The following is a 20772-nucleotide window of genomic DNA, read 5'->3' as shown; positions in this document are numbered from 1 at the left end:
CCGTATCGCCGACGCGCAGCAGATCGTAAACAGGTTCTGAGCGGTCTTGCCAAGGGGGGAGCAACATGACACCGATTTCTACCGGGTCCGAATGGACCTTCGACCTGGTCGACGAGTACGACCGGCAGATACGCACCATCGCGGTGGATGAGTTCAAGCTGGATGTCTATCCCAACCAGCTGGAAGTCATCACCGCCGAGCAGATGATGGACGCCTACGCCTCGGTGGGCATGCCGGTCAACTACCATCACTGGAGCTACGGCAAGCATTTCGTCGCCACCGAAAAGAGCTATAAGCGCGGCCAGATGGGGCTGGCCTATGAGATTGTGATCAACTCCAACCCCTGCATCGCCTATCTGATGGAGGAAAACTCCATGACGATGCAGGCGCTGGTGATCGCCCACGCCGCTTACGGCCACAACAGCTTTTTCAAGGGCAACTACCTGTTCCGCGCCTGGACCGACGCCTCGGCCATCATCGACTATCTGGTGTTCGCCAAGAGCTACATCACCAAGTGCGAGGAGCGCTACGGCATAGACGCGGTGGAGGACTTGCTGGACAGCTGCCACGCGCTGATGAATTACGGCGTGGACCGCTACAAGCGGCCGCAGAAGCTGTCGCTGGCCAAGGAGCAGGCGCGCCAGGAAGAGCGCGAGCAATACCTGCAAACCCAGGTCAACGATCTGTGGCGCACCATTCCCAAGCGCGACAAGGACGGCAGCGACAAGTCGCCGCCGCGTTTTCCGCCGGAGCCGCAGGAAAACCTGCTGTACTTCATCGAGAAATCCGCGCCGCTGCTGGAGCCTTGGCAGCGCGAGGTGGTGCGCATCGTGCGCAAGGTGGCGCAGTATTTCTACCCGCAGCGGCAGACCCAGGTGATGAACGAGGGCTGGGCCACGTTCTGGCACTACACCATCCTCAATCGCCTGTACGACAAGGGCATGGTCACCGACGGCTTCATGATGGAGTTTTTGCAGAGCCACACCAATGTGGTGTACCAGCCGCCGGTGACGGCGCGTTGGTACAACGGCATCAACCCGTACGCGCTGGGCTTCTCCATGTATCAGGACATCAAGCGCATTTGCGAAGCCCCCACCGACGAGGACCGCGCCTGGTTCCCGGACCTGGCCGGCACGCCGTGGCGGGAGTCCTTGGAGTTTGCGATGAAGAACTTCAAGGACGAGAGCTTTATCTCGCAGTATCTGTCGCCCAAGCTGATTCGCGATTTCCGCCTGTTCTCGATTCGCGACGACGACCACGACGACAAGCTGGAGGTGTCCGCCATTCATGACGACATGGGCTACCGCGACATCCGCGGCAAGCTGGCGGAGCAGTACAACCTGGGTTCGCGCGAGCCCAATATCCAAGTGTGGTCGGTCAATGTGCGCGGCGACCGCAGCCTGGTGCTGCGCCACACCATGCACAACCGGCGGCCGCTGGACGACAACAGCGCCAATGAGGTGCTCAAGCACGTGTGCCGGCTGTGGGGCTTCGACGTGAGGCTGGAAAGCGTGGACGGCAATGGCGACGTCAAGCAGAGCTACGAGATGAAATCCAACCTGGATGGGGCGCGCGTGTAGCCGCGGCGGCCTGTGATATAGTCGAAAACCCGGGGCCGGCGGTCGTCGCCCCCGGGTTTTTCATGCCGCCGGCGGATGCAACTTTCCCTCCGGGCCGCTCTCGAATTCCTATTTCGATTGCGCGTCGCCGCCGCAAAGCCTGTTTCGCTTCACGCGAGGCGGCCCCGGCCGCGCTCTGCCTCGCCGGCGCGCGGCGGACTTTGAACCAGCGCTCATAAGGGAGACGATATGGACCACCAGCATTGCGATCATCCAGCGCCGGAGCGCGCGCCCAAGGTGGGCGTGGAACGCTTGCGGCCCTTCGACAAGGAGGCGTTTGAGCGCGCGGTGACCGATTTGCTGACCGCCTGCGGCTTTCAGCCGCAAGGCGACCCGCATCTGGGCAGGACCGCGGAACGTGTCGGCGCGTTTTGGCGCGACCGCTTGCTGGACGGCTACGCCGCCGATCCGAGCGAGGTGCTGGGCTGCGGTTTTGAAGACGATTCCCGCGAGATGGTCATCATCAGCAATATCTCCATCCACAGCCTGTGTCCGCACCATCTGGTGCCCTTCGAAGGTATTGCCCACGTCGCCTACATTCCGGGCGGACGGCTGCACGGCTTCGGCCGCATCGCGCGGCTGATCGACGTGATCTCGCACCGCTTGAATTACCAGGAATGGATTTGTCAGGAAGTGGCGGACGCGCTGGTGCGGCACGGCATGGCCAAGGGCGCGGCCTGTGTGATCCAGGCCAAGCAGATGTGTTTGCAACTGGGGGAAAACCGGCGCGGCGCGGAGGCGGTGATCACCCAGGGCTTCGCCGGAGAAGTGGGCGAGGCGGACCGCGCGCGTTTCCTCAGCGAGTGCAAGCAGGCCTCGCACCGCTGAGCGTTTACTCTTGGTGCGGGTGGGGCAAGGGCACGAAAGCCCGCAAGGCGTGCTCCCGGCTGCTCAGCTCCGCCAGCCGCACGCCGTAAACCGCTTCCAGCGTTTCCCGCCGCATGATTTCGGGCGTGGGCCCGAAGCCGGCGGCACGTCCTTCGTTCAGCAGCAGCACATTGTCGGCGTGGCGCAGCGCCAGGTTCAGATCGTGCACCACGGCCAACGCGCCGATGTTCAGCTCGCGGCAGATGCGGGCCACCTGCGCCAGCAGCGCGTCGGCCATGGCGAAGTCTAGCGCGGCGGTGGGTTCGTCCAGCAATAGATAGCGTTCCGCGTCCGCCGAGGCCAGCAACTGGCACAGTGCGCGCGCCAGGTGGACGCGTTGCTGTTCGCCGCCGGACAGGGTGCGCGCCTGGCGTCGCGCCAGCTCCGCGGTGCAGGTGAGTTCCATCGCCTGGCGGCAGGCCGCGCCGGCGTCGCCCAGCAGATAGGCGCCGGACTGGATCAGCTCCATCGTGCTCCAGCCGGCCGGCGTCAGCGGATTTTGCTCCACCACCGCGCGCTGGCGCGCCAGTTGCGCGGCGGATTGGCCGCGCAGCGGCCGTCCGGCCATCCACGCCTCGCCGGCGCTGGGCGCGTGCAGACCGGCCAGCATGCCCAGCAAGCTGCTTTTGCCGGCCCCGTTGGGGCCTAGCACGATATTGAGTTCGCCCGGCGCCACGCGCAGGGACACTGCCTCCACCAAGAGGCGGCCCTGGCGGGAAAGGCTGAGGGCGCGCGCTTCAAGCATGGGCGTCCTTTTCCGCGCTTTGCCGCAGCAGCCACAGGAAGAAGGGCGCGCCTATCAGGCTGGTGATCACGCCCACCGGCAGTTCGCTGGGCGCCAGCAGGCTGCGCGCCAGCCAGTCCGAGGCGATGGCCAGCAGCGCGCCCAGCATGGGCGCGATCCACAGCAGCCGGCGCGCGTTACCGCCCACCAGTTGGCGCGCCAGGTGCGGGCCCATCAGGCCGATGAAACCGATCATGCCGCAGGCGGACACCACCAGGCCGGCGGCCAGGGCCGCCAGGATCACCACCTGCCATTCGCGGCGACGCACTTCAAAGCCCAGGTGAAAGGCGGCGGTTTCGCCCAATTGCAGCGCGTTGAGAAAGCGCCATTGCCGGTGCAGCGCCAGCCAGACCAGCGGCGCGGCCGCGCACAGCAAGACGGTTTGCGGCCAGTCCACGCTGGCGAAGCTGCCCATCAGCCAGAAAATTACCACGCGCAAGGAGCCGTCGGGCAGGGTGGTGATCAGCAGGGTCAGCAGGCTGCCCAGCAAGGAACTGATGGCGAGACCGCTGAGGATCAGCCGGCTGCCGCCTTGTTGGGTCTGGCCCAGCAGGCGGATCAGCAATAAGGAGAACAGGCCGCCGGCGAAGGCGGACGCGGACACCGCGTAGAGGCCGGCGCCCAAGCTCAGCGCGGCGGCGGCGGCCAGCGCCGCGCCGCTGTTGATGCCGATCAGGCCGGGTTCGGCCAGCGGGTTGCGGAAACGCGCCTGCACCGCCGCGCCGGCGCTGGCCAACAAGGCGCCGGCGCTGGCGCTGGCCAGCAGGCGCGGCAGCCGCAGCTGCCACAGCAATTGCCATTCCAGTTCCGGCAAGGGCTGGCCGGCCAGCAAACGGGACGCGTCCATGCCGCTGCCGTGCAGCAGCGAGGCGAGAGAGAGGAGAATCAGGCCGGCTGCGAGGGCCAGGGTCAGCGGGAAGAGGCGCATGGAAAGGGGGGCGGGGAGGAGGCTCCCCGCCGGCGCTTAGCGCAGGCCCAGCACGTCCTGCATATCGAACAGGCCGCGCGGTTTGCCGGCCAGCCAGCGCGCGGCGCGCACCGCGCCGTTGGCGAAGGTGGCGCGGCTGGAGGCCTTGTGGCTGATTTCCACGCGTTCGCCGATGGCGGCGAACAAGGCGGTGTGATCGCCGACCACGTCGCCGCCGCGCACGGTGGCGAAGCCTATGGTGTGCGGATCGCGCTCGCCGGTCACGCCTTCGCGGCCGTAAACCGCGCATTCTTTCAAGTCGCGGCCCAGCGCGTCGGCGATGACTTCGCCCATGCGCAGCGCGGTGCCGGACGGCGCGTCCACTTTATGACGGTGGTGGGCTTCGATGATTTCGATGTCGTAGCCGTCGTCCAGCACTCGCGCCGCCATGTCCAGCAGCTTGAAGGTGAGGTTGACGCCAACGCTGAAATTGGAGGCGAACACGATGCCGATCCGGTCGCCGGCGGCGCGGATCGCCGCCTTGCCGGCCTCGTCGAAGCCGGTGGTGCCGATGATCATCTGCACGCCGCGCTCGGCGCAGGCGGCCAGGTGTTCCAGCGTGCCTTCCGGGCGGGTGAAGTCGATGACGGCGTCGGCGCCTTCCAGCGCCTGGAGGAAGTCGCCGCCTATCTTGACGCCGGTGTGCTTGCCGATGAACAGGCCGGCGTCCTGGCCGATGAATTCCGAGCCGGGGCGGTCCACCGCGGCGTGCAGCGCCACGCCGGGCGCGGCCAGCGCCGCTTCAATCAGGGCCTTGCCCATGCGGCCGCCGGCGCCGACCACCACCAGTTTCAGCGGGGAGGCGCTCATGGCTTGGCTTCCTGGGCCGGCGCGGAGGCGGTCAGCGGCGGGCGTTCGGCCGGCTGCGCCTGGCCTTCCACGCGCTCCAGCACGTCGCCGTTGAAGTGGACGGTCAACAGGCGGTTGCTGTTTTTATCCAGCTTGCCCTGCTTGATGTCGCTATAGGTGTAATCCCAGCGATTGGCGTGAAACGCGTCGGCCAGTAGCGGAGAACCCAACAGGAAACGCACTTGCGAGCGCGTCATGCCCGGTTTAAGTTTGGCGACGGCATCCTCTGTGACATAATTGCCCTGCTGGATTTCCATCTTGTGCGGGCTGAGCCAGTTCAGAGGGTTCATTGAGCTGCAGCCGGAGAGGGCAAGGACGGCGACAAAAATCAGGGCGCGCATGATACTCCGTGACCTAAAAGTTATGAGGCGGTAATTAGGCAAAGCCGTGAAAAGGCTTTATCATGATCTGAAATCGACCCACTTTATATCACGATGAGCAAAGCCAGTCACCTTAAAGATATCGGCCTCAAGGCCACCGGCCCGCGTTTGAAAATCCTCGATCTGTTCGAGGAGGAGCACGCTGGCCACATGTCGGCGGAAGATGTCTACCGCAAGCTGCTCGCGGAAAATATCGACATCGGCCTTGCCACCATTTACCGCGTGCTGACGCAGTTCGAGCAGGCGGGCATTCTGGTGCGCCACCATTTCGAAACCGGCAAAGCGGTGTACGAGCTGAACCAGGGCGGTCATCACGATCACATGGTGTGCGTCAGCTGCGGCAAGGTGGTCGAGTTCTTCGATCCGGAGATCGAGGCTTTGCAAGACCGCATCGCCGAGCAGCATGGTTTCCGCATCGTCGATCACGCGCTGTACATGTACGGCGAGTGCCCGGACTGCCTTAACGCCAAGAAGGCATGATTCCCTGGCTCGGTCCTGAGCCGGTCTTCCCTCCGGTGCGGCTGGCTCTGCGCGAACCCAATGGTTTGCTGGCCGCCGGAGGCGATTTGTCCCCGCAGCGCATCCTGGCTGCTTACTCCCAAGGCATTTTCCCCTGGTTTTCCGAAGGCGAGCCCATTCTGTGGTGGTCGCCGGCGCCGCGCATGGTGCTGAGTCCGGACGAGCTCAAAGTCAGCCGTTCCATGGACAAGCTGCTGCGCAATCAACATTACGAAATCCGTGTGGACACCGCCTTCCGCGAAGTGATGTCGGCCTGCGCCGAACCAAGGGCGCAGCAGCAGGGCACCTGGATCGTGCCGGAGATGGTGGACGCCTATTGCCGTCTGCACCGGCTGGGCTACGCGCATTCTTTCGAGACCTGGATGGACGGCGAACTGGTCGGCGGTCTGTACGGCATCGGCCTGGGCTTGATGTTCTACGGCGAATCCATGTTCTCCCGCCGCAGCAACGCGTCCAAACTGGCCTTCATCCACATGGTGCGCCATTTGCGGACGCAGGGGGTGACGATGATAGATTGTCAGATGCACACCCGCCATTTGCAGAGCTTGGGCGCCAAGTTGGTTTCGCGTCAGACATTTCTTGCTACTCTGAAAGAGAATGCCCGACGGGCGCAGCCCGCCGCGATGTGGAACTACCGGTATACCAATGAGCCATCGTGATCCCGGCCCGACAGTGGCCATCCATTTCTACGCCACCGCGCCCTATCCCTGCAGTTATCTGGCCGGGCGTCAGGCGCGTTCGCAGGTGGCGATCCCGGCGGAGGCGATCGATGGCGAGGTTTACAGCCAGTTGGTGAAGCTGGGCTTCCGCCGCAGCGGCCTGTATACCTATCGGCCGTATTGCGACAGTTGCCAGGCTTGCGTGCCGGTGCGGATTCCGGTGGAGCGCTTCGCGCCCAGCCGCACTCAGCGCAAGGTGGCGCGTCGGCTGGAGGCGATGCAGGTGCGCCTGCTGCCGCTGGAGTTCGACGCCGAACACTATGCGCTGTATCGCTGGTATCAGCAGTCGCGGCACGCCGGCGGCGGCATGTCGGACGACGATCCGCAGCAGTATTCGGAATTCATCCTGAAAAGCGGGGTGGACAGCATGCTGGCGGAGTTCCGCCTGGACGGCGAATTGAAGATGGTCAGCCTGATCGACCGCCTGGCCGACGGCCTGTCCGCGGTGTACACCTTTTACGATCCGGAAGACGCCAAATCCAGCCTGGGCGTGTTCAATGTGTTGTGGCAGGCGGAGCTGACGCGGCGGCTGGGGCTGCCGCACCTGTATCTGGGCTATTGGATACGCGAATGCCAGAAGATGTCCTACAAGGCGATGTATCAGCCCCTGCAGGCCTTGATGGACGGGCGGTGGGTGGAGTTGTCCAGGCCGCGGGACGAGTGAGCGGCACCCAATGAAAAAGCCGGCGCGAGCGCCGGCTTTTTCATTGCTGACGCGGTCCGCGTCAGAGCCTGTTCAAGGCCTGCGAGTCGAAGACGTGCGACGGCGGGCCTTGAGCGGATGCTTAGAACGGCACCACGCGGTCGTTGCCGCCGCCGGTCAGCACGCGCACGCGCTGGTTGGCGGAGAACGGAATGTCGGCTTCCTGCACGATGGAGATCATGCGGCCGGAACCGTCCAACTTGACGGTGATTTCCAGCGCGTTCTTGCTCAGGCCGCGTTGAGCGGCCTGGGCGCCGAAGCCGCCGGCCAGCGCGCCTACGATGCCGCCGGCGATCTGGCCCTTGCCGCCGCCGATATTGCTGCCGGCCAGGCCGCCCAGCGCGGCGCCGCCCAGGGTCAGCAGCTCATTGTTGCTGCCTTCCATTTTCACGTTCTGCACCGACACCACGGTGCCCAGCTGCACGGTCTGCGCCTGGCGCATCTGGCCTTTGGAGTAGACGGCGGCGGAGTCGGAGGTGGCGCAGCCGGTGAGCACGCCGGCGCTCAGCAGCGCGACGGCGGAAAGACGAATCAGTTGTTTTGCGTTCATATGAGTGAGTCCCATGTTATATAAGCGAGCCGGTTTGCCCCGGGATGGTCGCCGCGGGCCTGTCGCCGGGCTTCCTGAGGGAGGGCCCGTGCGCGGCCGCGCGTGCTGTTGTTCAGGGTTTGGCGCGCGCTGCGATCGCATTCGCGCATTCGGCCACCAGCGCCGGGCCTCGGTAGATCAGGCCGCTGTAGACTTGCACCAGGCTGGCGCCGGCGTCCAGTTTTTCCACGGCGTCCCGCCCGGACAGGATGCCGCCAACTCCTATGATAGGCAGAGCGCCGTCAAGTTCCTTGGCTAATTTGCGAATAACTGTTGTGGAACGGTCTTTGACCGGCGCGCCGGACAGGCCGCCGGCCTGCTCCGCCAACGGGTGGCCGGCCACCGCCTCGCGTGAGAGCGTGGTGTTGGTGGCGATGACGCCGTCGATGCGGTGTTCGGTCAGCAGGCGGGCGATGGCGACGATCTGATCGTCGTCCAGATCCGGCGCGATCTTCAGCGCCAGCGGCACGTGGCGGCCGTGCTTGTCGGCCAGCGCCTGCTGGCGCTGCTTCAATTGCGCCAACAGGCGGCCCAGTTCGTCGCCCTCCTGCAACTGGCGCAGGTTCTTGGTGTTGGGCGAGGAAATGTTGACGGCGACGTAGCTGGCGTAGGCGTAGACCTTGTCCAGGCAGGCCAGGTAGTCGTCGGCGGCGTTTTCTATCGGGGTGGCGGCGTTCTTGCCGATATTGATGCCGAGCACGCCCTGGAATTTGCAGCGGCGGACATTGTCCAGCAGGGTGTCCACGCCCAGATTGTTGAAGCCCATGCGGTTGATGATGGCCTGGTGCTCCGGCAGGCGGAACAGCCGCGGCTTGGGATTGCCCGGCTGGGGCCGCGGGGTGACGGTGCCGATTTCGATGAAGCCGAAACCCAGCGCGGCCAAGGCGTCGATATGCGCTCCATTCTTGTCCAGCCCGGCGGCGAGTCCCACCGCGTTGGGGAAGGTCAGGCCCATGGCTTGCACCGGCTTGCGCGCGGCGCTGTGGCAGGTCAGCGTGCTCAGGCGCAGCTTGTGCGCCTGGTCCAGCATGGCCAGCGTCTGTTCGTGGGCGGTCTCTGCGTCAAAGCGGAACAGCAGCGGGCGCAGAAGCGAATAGAGCATCTTGTTTCTCCAGGCAGCAAAATGCCCGGCATTATAACCGGGCATCGGGCGGGGGGATTAAAGAATCTGGCAGGCGTCGTCAAACTCGAAGCGCGGCGAGCGCGGGTAGAGCTTGTCCGCTGCGCCGTAGCCCAGGTTGACCAGGAAGTTGGACTTGAAGCGGCCGTCAGGGAAGAAGGCCTGGTCCACCGCGGCGTTGTCGAAGCCGGACATCGGACCGCAGTCCAGCCCCAGCGAGCGCGCGGCCAGCAACAGGTAGCCGCCTTGCAGGCTGCTGTTGCGCGAGGCGGTGGCCTGGATCGCCGCGTCGTTGCCTTCGAACCAGCTTCTGGCGTCGGCGTGCGGGTAGAGCTTGGGCAGGTGCTCGTAGAAGCGCATGTCCTGGGCCACGATCACGCAGACCGGCGCGGCCATGGTTTTTTCGACGTTGCCTTCGGCCAGGCAGGGCTTGAGCTTGGCCTTGGCGGCGTCGCTTTGCACGAAGATGAAGCGCGCCGGCGAGCAGTTGGCGCTGGTGGGCGCCATTTTCAGCAGGTCGAACAGCTGGTGCAGCGTTTCGGCGCTGACCGGGCGGTCCTGCCAGTGGCTGTGGGTGCGGGCGTTGAGGAACAGCTGTTCCAGCGCGGAATGATGAATCGGGGTGCTCATATCGTGCTCCTCTTGAGAAACAGGGGTGTTAGCGGCCATTGGCCATGGATGCGTCTTGCGGCGACAGCACTTCGGCGTCGCTCAGCCCGCTCGCCAGCACGGTGATGGCGACGCGGCGGTTGCTGGCGCGGCCGTCGGCGGTGGCGTTGTCGCCCACCGGCAGGTTGGCGCCTCGGCCCACCGCCACTAGCCGTTCCGGCTTGATGCCGTTTTCCTGGAACAGGCGCACCACGCTGCCGGCGCGCGAGGCGGACAGTTCCCAGTTGGACGGGAAGTAGGAGTTGCGGATGGGCACGGTGTCGGTGAAGCCTTCCACTCGGATCGGATTGTCCACCTTGGCCAGCTGCAGCGCCATATTGGCCATCAGCTGGCGGGACTGTTCGTTGGGCTGCGCCTGTCCGGTGGGGAAGAGCGCGGTGTCGCGGATGTCGATGGTGACGCCCTTGCTGCTGTGGGTGATGGTGACCTGGCCGCTCTTGACCAGCGGGTCCATCACTTTGGCCAGATCCTGGGTCAGGTTGGCGAGCCGGGTTTTTTCGTCGCCCTGGGCGGAGCCGGTGTTGGCTTTTTTCTCGGCCTGGTGTTCTCCCTTGACCGCCTTGGCGATGGGTTTGGTCTCGGGGATTTCTATCATGGTGTTGGCCCCGCCGCTGGGCGGGGTGGTGTTGACGCTGATGGTGGAGCCGGAGCGGAAGGCGTCCACGATGGCGGAGGAGAGCACGCGGTACTTGCCCTCGTTGACCGAGGAGATCGCGTACATCACCACGAAGAAGGCGAACAGCAGGGTGATGAAGTCGGCGTAGGAAACCAGCCAACGTTCATGGTTCTCGTGTTCTTCTTCCTGTCGTTTTCTTCTGCGCGCCATGGTGTGCCTTGCCGGTTGGTCAGAACAGCTTGGTGTCGAACAGGCTTTTCACGCCGCCGGCGAACTCCACGCCGATCTTGCGCGCCACGCGGCTGGACAGATCGTCTTGCTGAGTATAGTCGACGGTTTTCTCCGCCTTGATCACGTCGCGCGCCACCGAGCGCACCGTGCCCAGGCCGTCGGCCAGGCCCAGCGGGATGCTCTTGTCGCCCAGCCACACCATGCCGGAGAACAGTTGCGGGTCCTTGGCCAGGCGCTGGCCGCGGCCAGCCTGGACCGCCGCGATGAATTGCTGGTGGATGTCGTCCAGCAATTGCTGGCGGATGGCTTCTTGCTTGGGGTTGACCGGGGAGAAGGGGTCGCCCATCGCCTTGTTCTCGCCGGAGGTGCGCAGGCGGCGGTCCACGCCCAGTTTTTCCATGGCGCCGGTGAAGCCGAAGCCGTCGGACAGCACGCCGATGGAGCCGATGATGCTGGCCTTGTCGACGAAGATCTTGTCGGCGGCGGAGGCGATGTAATAGCAGCCGGACGCGCAGACCTCGCTGACCACCACGTAAACCGGCACCGACGGGTGCAGCTTCTTCTGGCGGCGGATTTCGTCATAGGCCATGCCGGACAGCGCCGGGCTGCCGCCCGGGCTGTTGGCGTCGATGATGATGCCCTTGGTGCTCTTGTCGCCGTAGGCGTCGGTCAGGGCCTGGCTCAGCTTGTTGGCGGTGTCGCTCTGGCTGTCGATCACGCCTTCCAGCGTGATGACGGCGGTGTGCCCGGAGCCGACGATGCCGGCGGTGGCCTTGTCCTCGTTGCGCATGAACAGGCTGAACAGGATGAAGCCGATGATGATCAGCCAGATCATGCGGAAGAAAATTTTCCACTGGCGGGCGCGGCGTTGTTCCACCAACGCGGCGCTGGCCAGTTTTTCCAGCAATTGGCGTTCCCAATGGTTGGAGGTGTCGCTCATGTGTGGGTGCTCCCTGAATAATTCCAGGAGTCTAGCAAAGTTCACGACGGCATGACATTGATGCAGATATTGCCGTCCTGTTCGAAGACGGGCACGGCGATCAGCCGCTGGCCGCGGCAGGGTCCGGAGACGCAATAGCCGGTGTGCGCTTCGTAGCAGGCGCCGTGCATGCTGCACACCAGATAATGGCCGCTGAGGTCGAAGACTTCGCCGTCGCGCAAATCCAGTTCCACCGGGATGTGGCGGCAGGCGTTGACGTAGGCGTAGACCTTGCCGCGGTAGCGGACGGCGAAGGCGGGCAGCGGCGGCGCGCCGTCCGCCTGTGCGATCTCGAAGCGCCAGGCGCGGCCGCCGTCCTGCAGCTCGGCCGCGGCGCAGATTATCCGAGTTTCGGCAGCAGCCATGTCTGCAGCTCGGGGTAGGAATGGAACAAGGCCAGCGGTCCGCAGCTTTCCAGATGCTCGCTGTCGTGGGCGCCGAAGCCGACGCCTACGCCGTGGCAGCCGGCGTTGCCGGCCATCAGCAGGTCGTGGCTGGTGTCGCCTATCATCAGCGTGCGGCGCGGGTCCGCGCCCAGCATCTCGGTCAGCGACAACAGCATGTCCGGATGAGGCTTGGAATGGCATTCGTCCACGGTGCGGGTGGCGTGGAACAGCGGGCCGAGCCCGGTCTGCTCCAGCAAGCGGTTGAGGCCGGCGCGGCTGTTGCCGGTGGCCACCGCCAGGAAAACGCCGCTGGCGGCGATGGCGTTCAGGCAGTCCACGGCGCCGTCGAACAGGGTCACCTGATGCTGGTTGGCGTGGTAATGATGGCGGAAGGCTTCGGTCAGCCGCGGCAGTTGCTCCGGGGCGGCGGCCGGACAGGCCTGTTGCAGCGCCTCGGCCAGGCGCAGGCCGATGACGTGGCTGGCCTGCTCGCGGCTGGGGACGGGCAGGGACAGGTCGGCGCAAGCCTGCTGGATGGACTGGCTGATGTGGGCGGTGGAGTCCATCAGGGTGCCGTCCCAGTCGAAAACGACCAGATCGAAGCGAGTGTTCATCTCAAGACCTCAGGCTTTTCAGGAAGCGTTCCAGCTCCGGCGGCAGCGGCGCTTCCAGTTTCAGCGGCTCGCCGGTCAGCGGATGGGGCAGGGACAGGCTGCGCGCGTGCAGGAACATGCGTTTCAGGCCGCGTTTGGCCAGCTCCTTGTTCAGCGCGAAGTCGCCGTATTTCTCGTCGCCGGCGATCGCGCAGCCGTTGGCCTGCATGTGCACGCGGATCTGGTGGGTGCGGCCGGTGCGCAGGTGGGCTTCCACCAGCGTGAACTCGGCAAAACGTTCCTTGACCGCGAAATTGGTGTGCGCGTACTGGCCGTTTTCGGCGTCGCTGACTTTCACACGGCGCTCGCCGTCCGGGGTGTGGAACTTGAACAGCGGCAGTTTGACCTGGCGCGCGTCGTCCGGCCACTGGCCTAGGCCCAGCGCCAGATAGCGCTTGTCCGGCACATTGGCGCGCATCATATCGTGCAGCTTGGTCAGCGCCGAGCGCTTCTTGGCCAGCATCAGGAGGCCGGAGGTTTCGCGGTCCAGCCGGTGCACCAGCTCAAGATAGCGCCAGTCCGGATGCGCCTGGCGCAGTTGTTCGATCACGCCGAAGGACACGCCGCTGCCGCCGTGCACCGCCACGCCGGCCGGTTTGTCTATCACCAGCAGCGCGTTGTCTTCGTGCACCACCGGGAAGGTGGCGGCCGGCACGTTCTTTTCCGCGCGCTCGGCCACGCGTATGGGCGGAATGCGCAGCTCGTCGCCCGCCTGTACGCGGTAGGCGGCGTCGATGCGGCCCTTGTTCACCCTCACCTCGCCGGAGCGCAGGATGCGGTAGATGTGGCTCTTGGGCACGCCCTTGAGCAAACGCACCAGGTAGTTGTCGATGCGTTGGCCGGCGTCGCCGTCGTCCACTTGGACGAAGGAGACGGAATCTTTGCGAATGTCTGTCATATTGCTTATACTTCTGGCGCTGTCCCAAGGTGTGTTGCACCAAGATGACGGCGAAATGTCAAGCCAAGGTCACGGCATGTTGCGTGGCGCTGCTGCAAGAGGTTGGAGACGGCCGGCAGGGATTTACAGACCCTGACCTGATGCCGCTCGCGACGTTTGCAGCCAAGGTTAACTCGCTCACCGAAAAGCAGCGATGGTAATGCATTTGTACGCATAACGCACTCACGAGTATTCCATTTCCTGATGCTAAGCCAGTCAGGAAATTTTGCAGCGAAGTTTGACCCGGCATGCTAGCCCCCCTGCACTGTATGTCCTGCCCTTTGAGGCAGGCCGGCGATCCCGGAGCGCCAATTGCGCACATGAGTCAGGTCTGCGTGTGATCGATTTTCAGGAAGTAGGCTTGTCAAAACTGTTTTTTTCGATCTTTACATCGACACTTCTTTCGGAAAGCGCCCATCAATAGTCACTGGGCCGTCAAATACTGGCTGCATCCCTTGCGTGAGTGCCGCGCAAGGAATGTAAATGAAACGCATGTTGTTCAACGCAACGCAAGCTGAAGAGCTGCGCGTTGCTATCGTCGACGGACAAAAGCTCGTCGACCTCGATATCGAGACTGTAGGCAAGGAGCAGCGCAAGGGGAATATCTATAAGGGTGTGATTACCCGTATCGAGCCCTCCCTTGAGGCTTGTTTTGTCGATTACGGCACCGAACGCCACGGCTTCCTGCCGTTCAAAGAGGTGTCCCGTTCCTATTTCCAGGGCTATGACGGCGGCCGTCCGCGCATTCAGGATGTGCTGCGCGAAGGCATGGAAGTCATCGTGCAGGTGGAGAAGGACGAGCGCGGCAACAAAGGCGCCGCGCTGACCACCTATATCAGCCTGGCCGGTCGTTATCTGGTGCTGATGCCCAACAACCCGCGCGGCGGCGGTGTATCGCGCCGCATCGAGGGCGAGGAGCGTCAGGAGCTGAAGGACCTCTTGTCTCAGCTGGAAGTGCCGCACGGCATGAGCCTGATCGCCCGTACCGCCGGCATCGGCCGCAATCTGGAAGAACTGCAGTGGGATCTGGGTTACCTGATGCAGCTGTGGCGCGCGATTGAAGGCGCGGCCGGCGCTCAGAACGCGCCGTTCCTGATTCTGCAGGAAGGCAGCCTGGTGATCCGCGCGATCCGCGATTACTTCCATCCGGACATCGGCGAAGTGCTGATCGACACCGAGGAAATCTACGATCAGGCCCGTCAGTTCATGAGTCATGTGATGCCCAACATGCTGTCGCGTGTGAAGCTGTACAAGGATCATGTGCCGCTGTTCTCCCGTTTCCAGATCGAACACCAGATCGAAACCGCCTTCGCGCGCAGCGTGCAGCTGCCGTCCGGCGGCGCCATCGTGATCGACCACACCGAAGCGCTGGTGTCCATCGACGTCAACTCCGCGCGCGCCACCAAGGGCGCCGACATCGAAGACACCGCGGTCAAGACCAACCTGGAGGCGGCCGAGGAAATCGCCCGCCAGCTGCGCTTGCGCGACCTGGGCGGCCTGGTGGTGATCGACTTCATCGACATGGAAAGCGCCAAGAACCAGCGCGACGTGGAAAACCGCCTGCGCGACGTGCTCAAGCACGACCGCGCTCGCGTCCAAATGGGCAAGCTGTCCCGTTTCGGCCTGCTGGAATTGTCGCGTCAGCGTCTGCAGCCCAGCTTGGGCGAGACCAGCCACGAGACCTGCCCGCGCTGTCACGGCATCGGCTTCATCCGCGGCACTGAGTCCTCCGCGCTGCACATCCTGCGCATCATTCAGGAAGAGGCGATGAAGGAAAACACCGGCGCGGTTCACGCGCAGGTGCCGGTGGACGTGGCCACTTTCCTGCTCAACGAAAAGCGTTCCGAGATCCATTCGATCGAAGAGCGTCTGGACGTGGACGTGGTGCTGATCCCGAACATCCATCTGGAAACCCCGCATTACAAGATCGTGCGCGTGCGCCACGACGACCTGGCCGAAGCCGGCGAAGCGCCGAGCTACAAGCGGGTGGAAGTGCAGGAAGAAGACGTGATCACCAACTTCGGCCATGAAAAGCCGAAGCTGGAGCGTCAGGAAGCCGCGGTCAAGGGCATTACGCCTCAGCAGCCGGCGCCGACGGTGGCGGCCAAGGCGGCCGAGCCGGAGCCGGGTCTGTTCGGCAAGCTGGGCGCTTGGGTCAAGAGCCTGTTCGCCGAGCCGGAGCAAGCGGCCCAGCCGGCCGAGAAGAAAAAGCCGGCGGCCCAGTCTCAGCAACGCGGCAACCGCCAGCGCAACGGCGACCGCCGTCCGGGCGGTCAGGCGCGTCGCGAACACGAGCAGCGTCGTCAAGGTTCCGATGAGAAACCGCGTCGTCCGGAGCGCGCCGAACGCGGCGAGCGCCAGGACGGCGAGCGTCAGGAACGCCAGGAGCGTCCGGAGCGCAAAGAGCAGCCGCAACGCGAGGAGCGCCAGGAGCGCGGCGAGCAGCCGCGCAACGGCCGCCGCCGCGAGCGCGACAACGGTCGCGAGGCTCGCGAAGGCCGCGAACCGCGCGAGCTGAAGGACGCGCAGCGTCAACAGCCGGCGCGCGAGGAAGCGCCGCAGGAGCGTCCGGAAAAGCTGGAGAAGCAGGAGCGTCCGCAGCAAGAGCCGCGTCGTCGTCAGGCGCCGCAGGCGGAAGAGCAGGCTTTGGAGCTGAGCAAGCCGGTTGTCGACGAGGCTCGCGCCGAAGGCGACGCCGAGCAGCAGGAGCGCAATGAGCGTCGTCGTCGTCGCAGCCGTCGCGACCGTCGTCGCGATGATCCGGCCGCAGCGCCGCAGGAAGAGGGCCTTGCCCTGCCGGCGGCGGAAGCGGCGCCGATCGCAGCCGCGGCCGTTGTCGGCGCGGTAGCGGTGGAAGCCGTCGTCGAGGCGGTGGCCGAGGCGCCGGCTGAAGCGCCGGCGGCAGCGGCTGAGCAGCGTGAGGAAGCGGCGGCGGTTGAGTCCGCGGCAGTCGAAGCGGTCCAGCCGGCGCGGGAAGCGTTCGAGCCTGTTGCGGCGGTTGAGCCGGAACAGCCGGCTGTTGACGCGGCTCCGGCGATTGAGCTGGCCCCGGTCGTGGAAGCGGCTCCGGTGTTTGAGGCGGCTCCGGCGGTTGAAGTGGTTTCGGTGCTGGAGGCTGTCGAGGCGTTTGTCGCGGCGGAACCCGCGCCTGCGCCGGAAGTTGCCGCTGCGCAGAGCGAGCCGGAACAGGCCGATCCGGTCGAGCCGGTCGAGCCGGCAGTCGAGGCGCCGGCCGTGGTTGAGACCCGCGCCGTTGCCGCGGCGGAGCCGGCAAGCCTGGGCGGCTTGGTCATGGTGTCCACCAAGTCGGTAGTCGAGGCGCCCGCGGCGCAGGAGCCGGTATTGCCGGCGGGGCCGCGTCGTCGCGACGTGACTCGTCAGGCTCAGCAAGGCGCCGCTCCGGCTGACCTGGTGCAGGTGGAAACCCGCAATCCTTGAACGTAGTCTGAGGCCCGGAGCGCTGCTATTTAGCGCTCCGGGTGTTGACGCCGCTCAGGGGTTTGGTTAATATACCCCTCTCTCGCAAGAGATGTTCCCTGATAGCTCAGTTGGTAGAGCGACGGACTGTTAATCCGCAGGTCGCAGGTTCGAGCCCTGCTCGGGGAGCCAGAATTCAAAAGGCCACGCATCGCGTGGCCTTTTTGCGTTTCCGCGCGTTCGTCGCGGCTTCCCGTCGAGTTCTCGGCGCCTTGGCGCGCCTGTCCCAATTGATTGCGCTAAGCAATTTTAACAGTTTGCTTCCCATTCCATACGTCATATAACACAAGCTGGTGACAACTTGACCGCCTCGTTTGCGCGCGCTTGAGCGCGGCCGTTTCCGGCTGCGCGGCGCGGCGAGCTGGGGGCGGCGTGAGGAGGCCGGGTGGCTGGATCCCTGAAGGGCGAAAGCAGCGCCTTGGATTGCGCCGAACAGGTGTTGTCCGATGTGCTGGAAGCGGTTCCGGTGGGGCTGGCGCTGATTGACGGCCAGATGCGTTATCGATTGCTCAACCAACGTCTGGCGGAAGCCAACGGCCTGCCGCATTCGGCCCATCTGGGGCGCGGCGTGGCGGAAACGCTGCCGCAGATCGGCGAATATCTGGAATCGCTGATGCGGCAGGTGATGGAGAGCGGTGAGCCGGTGCTGGATGTTTGCGTTAATTCCAGGGTGGGCGCCGGCGGCAAGGGCGCGCTCAGGGAGTGGCAGATCAGCTATCTGCCGTATTGCGCCTCGGCGGACGAGGTGGCGGGGGTGTTGGCGGTGGTCAGGGACGTGGCGGCGGAGCGGCGGGCCGAGCGTCTGCGCGGCGAGGGCGAGGCCCGCTTGCGCATGGTGGTGGATTCCGCGCTGGACGGCTTGGTGATGATAGACCAGAGCGGGCGCATCCGGATGGCGAATCATCGGGCGGAGGTGATGTTCGATTATCTGGGCGTCGGCATGGAGGGTCTGATGATTTCCGGCCTGGTGCCGGAGCGCTTCCGCGACGGCCATGGGCGGCTGATCGAAAATTATATGCGCCGCCCGGAGGCGCGGGAGATGGCGCGCCAGCAGGAAATCTTCGGGGTGCGGCGCGACGGCGGCGAGTTCCCGGCCGAAATCGGCCTGACGCCGGTGCGCGACGGCGGGGAGTTGCAAGTGCTGGCCACCATTACCGACATCAGCGCGCGCAAGGCGGCGCAGGCCAGTCTGGAGCTGGCCTTGAAGGAAAAGACCGCCTTGCTCAACGAGGTGCACCACCGGGTCAAAAACAATCTGCAAGTCATTTCCAGTCTGCTCAATCTGCAAACGCGCTCGGCGCCGCCGGAGGCGGTGGCGGTGCTGACCGAGTGTCAGAATCATGTGCGCGCGATGGCGCTGATCCATCAGCTCTTGTACGAGCACGGCGACTTTTCCCGGATTCACGTGGGGGTTTACCTGGAGCGGCTGACTCAGTTGCTCAGCGGCAGCGTGTCGGACGTCGGGGTGCGCTTGCGCTGCCGCGGCATGGGCGCCGCGGTGTATCTGGGCATGCAGCGGGCGATTCCCTGCGGCTTGCTGGTGAACGAGTTGGTGACCAATGCGCTCAAGCATGCGTTTCCCGATCGGCGCGGCACGGTGGAGGTGGCGCTGGAGCGGGAGGACGGCGGGCGTTGCCGGATTCTGGTGTCGGACGACGGCGTCGGCATTCCGGAGTCGGTGAAGCTGGGCGAGGTCAGTTCCTTGGGGTTTCGCCTGATTCCCACTCTGGTGGGGCAGTTGAAGGGGGAGGCTCGCTTGCTGCGGCCTGAGGCGGGCGGGGCCTGCGTGGAGATCGCGTTCAGCGATGAGCCGGAGAGCGCAGAATGAGTATGGACAATGGTTTGTTGATCGTGGAAGACGAAGGGGTGGTGGCGCTGGACTTGCAGACTAGTCTGGAGTCTTTGGGCTACCGGGTGCTCGGCGTCTGCGCCAATGCGGACGACGCGGTGCGGCGGGCGGGGGCGGATCGGCCGGATCTGGTGTTGATGGACATTCATCTGGATGGCGACGTGCCGGGCACCGAGGCGGCGCGCGTGATACGCGAGCGTTTCCAGATCCCGTCCATCTTCCTGACAGCCTACGCCGAGGACGATATGCTGCGCAACGCGGAAGGCAGCGCGCCCTACGGCTATCTGCTCAAGCCGTATCAGCTGCGGGAGCTGAACGCCTCGGTGCGCATGGGGCTGGCGCGGCGCAGGGCGGAGGTGGAGGAGCAGCGTCAGCGCCGTCGCTTGCGCATGGCGGTGGAGGCGGCCCGGCTGGGGGTGTGGGAATGGGGCGGCCGGCGCGGCGAGATGGCGTGGGAGCAGGAGTTTCTGGACGCGTTCCCGTTCGCCGTCGCCGAGGACGGGTTGCCCGGTTTGCTAGGCATGGCTGAGGCCGACGCCGCCGAGTTGACGCGGATCTTGGAGTCCGAGCGGGTCTTGCAGAAAACAGTGAAGCTGGACGCGGAGGGCGCGGAGCGCTGGCTTGAGCTGTGCGGGCGCAATTTCGCCGCGCAGGGCGAGCCGGCGCGTTGGGTGGGGGTGGCGCGAGACGTGACCGACGCGCATTTGAGCGAGGCCAGCCTGCGGCAAGCCAGCGTGGTGTTTCAGGCCAGCGCGGAGGGGATTCTGGTATTGGATCATCGGCGTTGCATCGTGTCGGCGAACGAGTCCTTTTACCGATTGACGGGCTTGAGCGCGGAAGAATCGTTGGGTAGCGATCCGGACGATTGCCTGCACGTGGAGCCGCATGGCGAGAGTTTTTACCGTCGGCTGGAGGGAGAGCGGCATTTCTGGCAGGGCGAGGTGGTGTGTCGCCGCCGGGGTGAAACCTTTCCTTGCTGGCAGCATGCGTCGGTGGTGCGGGACGGGGAGGGGGCGGTCAGTCATTACGTGCTGGCCATCTCCGATATTTCGGCGATACGCGCGGCGGAAGCGCATATTCATTTCCTGGCCTACCATGATCAACTGACCGGCTTGGGCAATCGCCATTTTCTGCAGGTGGAACTGGATAAGGAGATTGCCAGGGCCAAGCGCCGCAATGAACGCATCGCGCTCTTGTTCATCGATCTGGACGGTTTCAAGGCGGTGAACGACGGCTGGGGGCACGAGGCGGGCGACGCGCTGCTGGTGGCGATGGCCGAGCGTCTGCGTCAGCATGTGCGCGGCGAGGATTTGGTGGTGCGCCTGGGTGGAGACGAATTTCTGGTGGTGGCGCCGGGCTTGGATCGCGGAGAGTCCTGCAGTGTGATGGTGGGTCGGCTCTTGACGGTGTTGGCGCAGCCGGTGGCTTTGGGGGACGACGAGTGCGCGGTGTCGGCTAGCATCGGGGTGGCGTTCTTTCCGGAAAACGGCGGCGATCTGGGTGGTCTGCTGCATGCGGCCGACCGGGCGATGTACCAGGCCAAGAGGGCGGGTAAGAACGAATTCAGGATGGCGGCGGAATAAAATCCGCGCAGGAAAGAATAAAAGCCGAAATCGCGAGATTTCGGCTTTTATATTTGGTGGAGATAAGCGGGATCGAACCGCTGACCTCTTGCATGCCATGCAAGCGCTCTCCCAGCTGAGCTATACCCCCGGTATTGCTGGCGTCCCCACGGGGATTCGAACCCCGGTTACCGCCGTGAAAGGGCGATGTCCTAGGCCTCTAGACGATGGGGACTGAATTGTGGTGGAGATAAGCGGGATCGAACCGCTGACCTCTTGCATGCCATGCAAGCGCTC

20 protein-coding genes and 3 tRNA genes are annotated in these 20772 nt (G+C 64.8%); 9 read left to right on the top strand and 14 right to left on the bottom strand.

Annotated features, from left to right (window positions below; genetic code table 11):
• Positions 1 to 65 precede the first annotated feature (65 nt).
• Both ACODSD_RS20660 and folE read left to right on the top strand, forming a co-directional pair.
• Positions 66 to 1580, top strand: a complete 1515-nt coding sequence (locus tag ACODSD_RS20660; RefSeq protein WP_486635537.1) for a SpoVR family protein — start codon at positions 66 to 68, stop codon at positions 1578 to 1580.
• A gap of 228 nt (positions 1581 to 1808) precedes the next feature.
• Complete coding sequence (gene folE, locus ACODSD_RS20655) at positions 1809 to 2447, top strand: GTP cyclohydrolase I FolE (protein WP_107799855.1); 639 nt, start codon at positions 1809 to 1811, stop codon at positions 2445 to 2447.
• 4 nt (positions 2448 to 2451) lie between these two features.
• Here folE and ACODSD_RS20650 read toward each other — a convergent pair whose 3' ends face one another.
• The 4 genes from ACODSD_RS20650 to ACODSD_RS20635 are packed head-to-tail and all read right to left on the bottom strand — an operon-like array spanning position 2452 to position 5427.
• Positions 2452 to 3231: an ATP-binding cassette domain-containing protein gene (locus ACODSD_RS20650; RefSeq protein WP_107799854.1), complete on the bottom strand. Its 780-nt coding sequence runs from the start codon at positions 3229 to 3231 to the stop codon at positions 2452 to 2454.
• On the bottom strand, positions 3224 to 4198 hold the full coding sequence (locus tag ACODSD_RS20645; protein ID WP_107799853.1) for a FecCD family ABC transporter permease: 975 nt from the start codon (positions 4196 to 4198) through the stop codon (positions 3224 to 3226). Before ACODSD_RS20645 ends, ACODSD_RS20650 begins: the two co-directional genes overlap by 8 nt.
• Positions 4199 to 4234: 36 nt before the next feature.
• Positions 4235 to 5047, bottom strand: a complete 813-nt coding sequence (dapB, locus tag ACODSD_RS20640) for a 4-hydroxy-tetrahydrodipicolinate reductase (RefSeq protein ID WP_235087591.1) — start codon at positions 5045 to 5047, stop codon at positions 4235 to 4237.
• The gene (locus tag ACODSD_RS20635) at positions 5044 to 5427 is read right to left on the bottom strand and encodes an outer membrane protein assembly factor BamE (protein WP_107799851.1); all 384 of its coding nucleotides are present in this window, start codon (positions 5425 to 5427) and stop codon (positions 5044 to 5046) included. The genes dapB and ACODSD_RS20635 overlap by 4 nt, the downstream gene beginning before the upstream one ends.
• A gap of 93 nt (positions 5428 to 5520) precedes the next feature.
• Here ACODSD_RS20635 and fur point away from each other — a divergent pair, with 93 nt between their 5' ends.
• From fur to ACODSD_RS20620, 3 genes are read left to right on the top strand one after another with little or no spacing between them, the layout of a single operon-like run.
• Positions 5521 to 5946 (top strand): ferric iron uptake transcriptional regulator, encoded by a 426-nt coding sequence (gene fur / locus ACODSD_RS20630; protein ID WP_019101530.1) that lies wholly within the window; start codon positions 5521 to 5523, stop codon positions 5944 to 5946.
• A complete protein-coding gene (gene aat, locus ACODSD_RS20625; protein WP_235087594.1) occupies positions 5943 to 6644 on the top strand; it encodes a leucyl/phenylalanyl-tRNA--protein transferase in 702 nt (233 codons plus the stop codon). Before fur ends, aat begins: the two co-directional genes overlap by 4 nt.
• The gene (locus ACODSD_RS20620) at positions 6631 to 7368 is read left to right on the top strand and encodes an arginyltransferase (protein WP_107799849.1); all 738 of its coding nucleotides are present in this window, start codon (positions 6631 to 6633) and stop codon (positions 7366 to 7368) included. Before aat ends, ACODSD_RS20620 begins: the two co-directional genes overlap by 14 nt.
• A gap of 121 nt (positions 7369 to 7489) precedes the next feature.
• On the opposite strand, the gene ACODSD_RS20615 is transcribed toward ACODSD_RS20620, so the two are convergent.
• The 8 genes from ACODSD_RS20615 to ACODSD_RS20580 all read right to left on the bottom strand — a co-directional run bounded on the left by ACODSD_RS20615 (position 7490) and on the right by ACODSD_RS20580 (position 13548).
• A complete protein-coding gene (locus ACODSD_RS20615; protein WP_048415794.1) occupies positions 7490 to 7957 on the bottom strand; it encodes an outer membrane lipoprotein in 468 nt (155 codons plus the stop codon).
• A gap of 112 nt (positions 7958 to 8069) precedes the next feature.
• Positions 8070 to 9098: a quinone-dependent dihydroorotate dehydrogenase gene (locus ACODSD_RS20610; protein WP_227104168.1), complete on the bottom strand. Its 1029-nt coding sequence runs from the start codon at positions 9096 to 9098 to the stop codon at positions 8070 to 8072.
• Positions 9099 to 9155: 57 nt separating this feature from the next.
• The gene (locus ACODSD_RS20605; protein WP_235087599.1) at positions 9156 to 9746 is read right to left on the bottom strand and encodes a malonic semialdehyde reductase; all 591 of its coding nucleotides are present in this window, start codon (positions 9744 to 9746) and stop codon (positions 9156 to 9158) included.
• Positions 9747 to 9774: 28 nt separating this feature from the next.
• Positions 9775 to 10611: a flagellar motor protein MotD gene (gene motD, locus ACODSD_RS20600; RefSeq protein ID WP_019101524.1), complete on the bottom strand. Its 837-nt coding sequence runs from the start codon at positions 10609 to 10611 to the stop codon at positions 9775 to 9777.
• Between the two features lie 19 nt (positions 10612 to 10630).
• Positions 10631 to 11572: a S49 family peptidase gene (locus ACODSD_RS20595; protein ID WP_107799845.1), complete on the bottom strand. Its 942-nt coding sequence runs from the start codon at positions 11570 to 11572 to the stop codon at positions 10631 to 10633.
• A 41-nt stretch (positions 11573 to 11613) separates the two neighbouring features.
• A complete protein-coding gene (locus ACODSD_RS20590) occupies positions 11614 to 11976 on the bottom strand; it encodes a Rieske (2Fe-2S) protein (RefSeq protein WP_235087601.1) in 363 nt (120 codons plus the stop codon).
• Entirely contained in the window at positions 11952 to 12611 is a 660-nt protein-coding gene (locus tag ACODSD_RS20585; protein ID WP_107799843.1) for an HAD-IA family hydrolase, read from the bottom strand. Before ACODSD_RS20585 ends, ACODSD_RS20590 begins: the two co-directional genes overlap by 25 nt.
• Position 12612: 1 nt before the next feature.
• Positions 12613 to 13548 (bottom strand): RluA family pseudouridine synthase, encoded by a 936-nt coding sequence (locus tag ACODSD_RS20580; RefSeq protein WP_488878186.1) that lies wholly within the window; start codon positions 13546 to 13548, stop codon positions 12613 to 12615.
• 522 nt (positions 13549 to 14070) lie between these two features.
• Between ACODSD_RS20580 and ACODSD_RS20575 the strand changes: the two genes are divergently transcribed.
• From ACODSD_RS20575 to ACODSD_RS20560, 4 genes are all read left to right on the top strand, one after another.
• On the top strand, positions 14071 to 17025 hold the full coding sequence (locus tag ACODSD_RS20575; RefSeq protein ID WP_488878185.1) for an Rne/Rng family ribonuclease: 2955 nt from the start codon (positions 14071 to 14073) through the stop codon (positions 17023 to 17025).
• 95 nt (positions 17026 to 17120) lie between these two features.
• Positions 17121 to 17196, top strand: a tRNA-Asn gene (locus ACODSD_RS20570).
• Positions 17197 to 17449: 253 nt separating this feature from the next.
• Positions 17450 to 18892 (top strand): sensor histidine kinase, encoded by a 1443-nt coding sequence (locus ACODSD_RS20565; RefSeq protein ID WP_235087609.1) that lies wholly within the window; start codon positions 17450 to 17452, stop codon positions 18890 to 18892.
• The gene (locus ACODSD_RS20560) at positions 18889 to 20496 is read left to right on the top strand and encodes a diguanylate cyclase domain-containing protein (RefSeq protein ID WP_488878184.1); all 1608 of its coding nucleotides are present in this window, start codon (positions 18889 to 18891) and stop codon (positions 20494 to 20496) included. Before ACODSD_RS20565 ends, ACODSD_RS20560 begins: the two co-directional genes overlap by 4 nt.
• Before the next feature lie 54 nt (positions 20497 to 20550).
• Here the strand turns inward: ACODSD_RS20560 and ACODSD_RS20555 are convergent.
• Positions 20551 to 20626: transfer RNA gene (locus ACODSD_RS20555), tRNA-Ala, on the bottom strand.
• Between the two features lie 8 nt (positions 20627 to 20634).
• Positions 20635 to 20710, bottom strand: a tRNA-Glu gene (locus ACODSD_RS20550).
• Positions 20711 to 20772: the final 62 nt, after the last annotated feature.

This window comes from Chromobacterium sp. FG22 (assembly GCF_057809415.1).
Note: the sequence above shows the minus strand (reverse complement) of the source record. Positions and strands in the feature narration are given on the sequence as shown.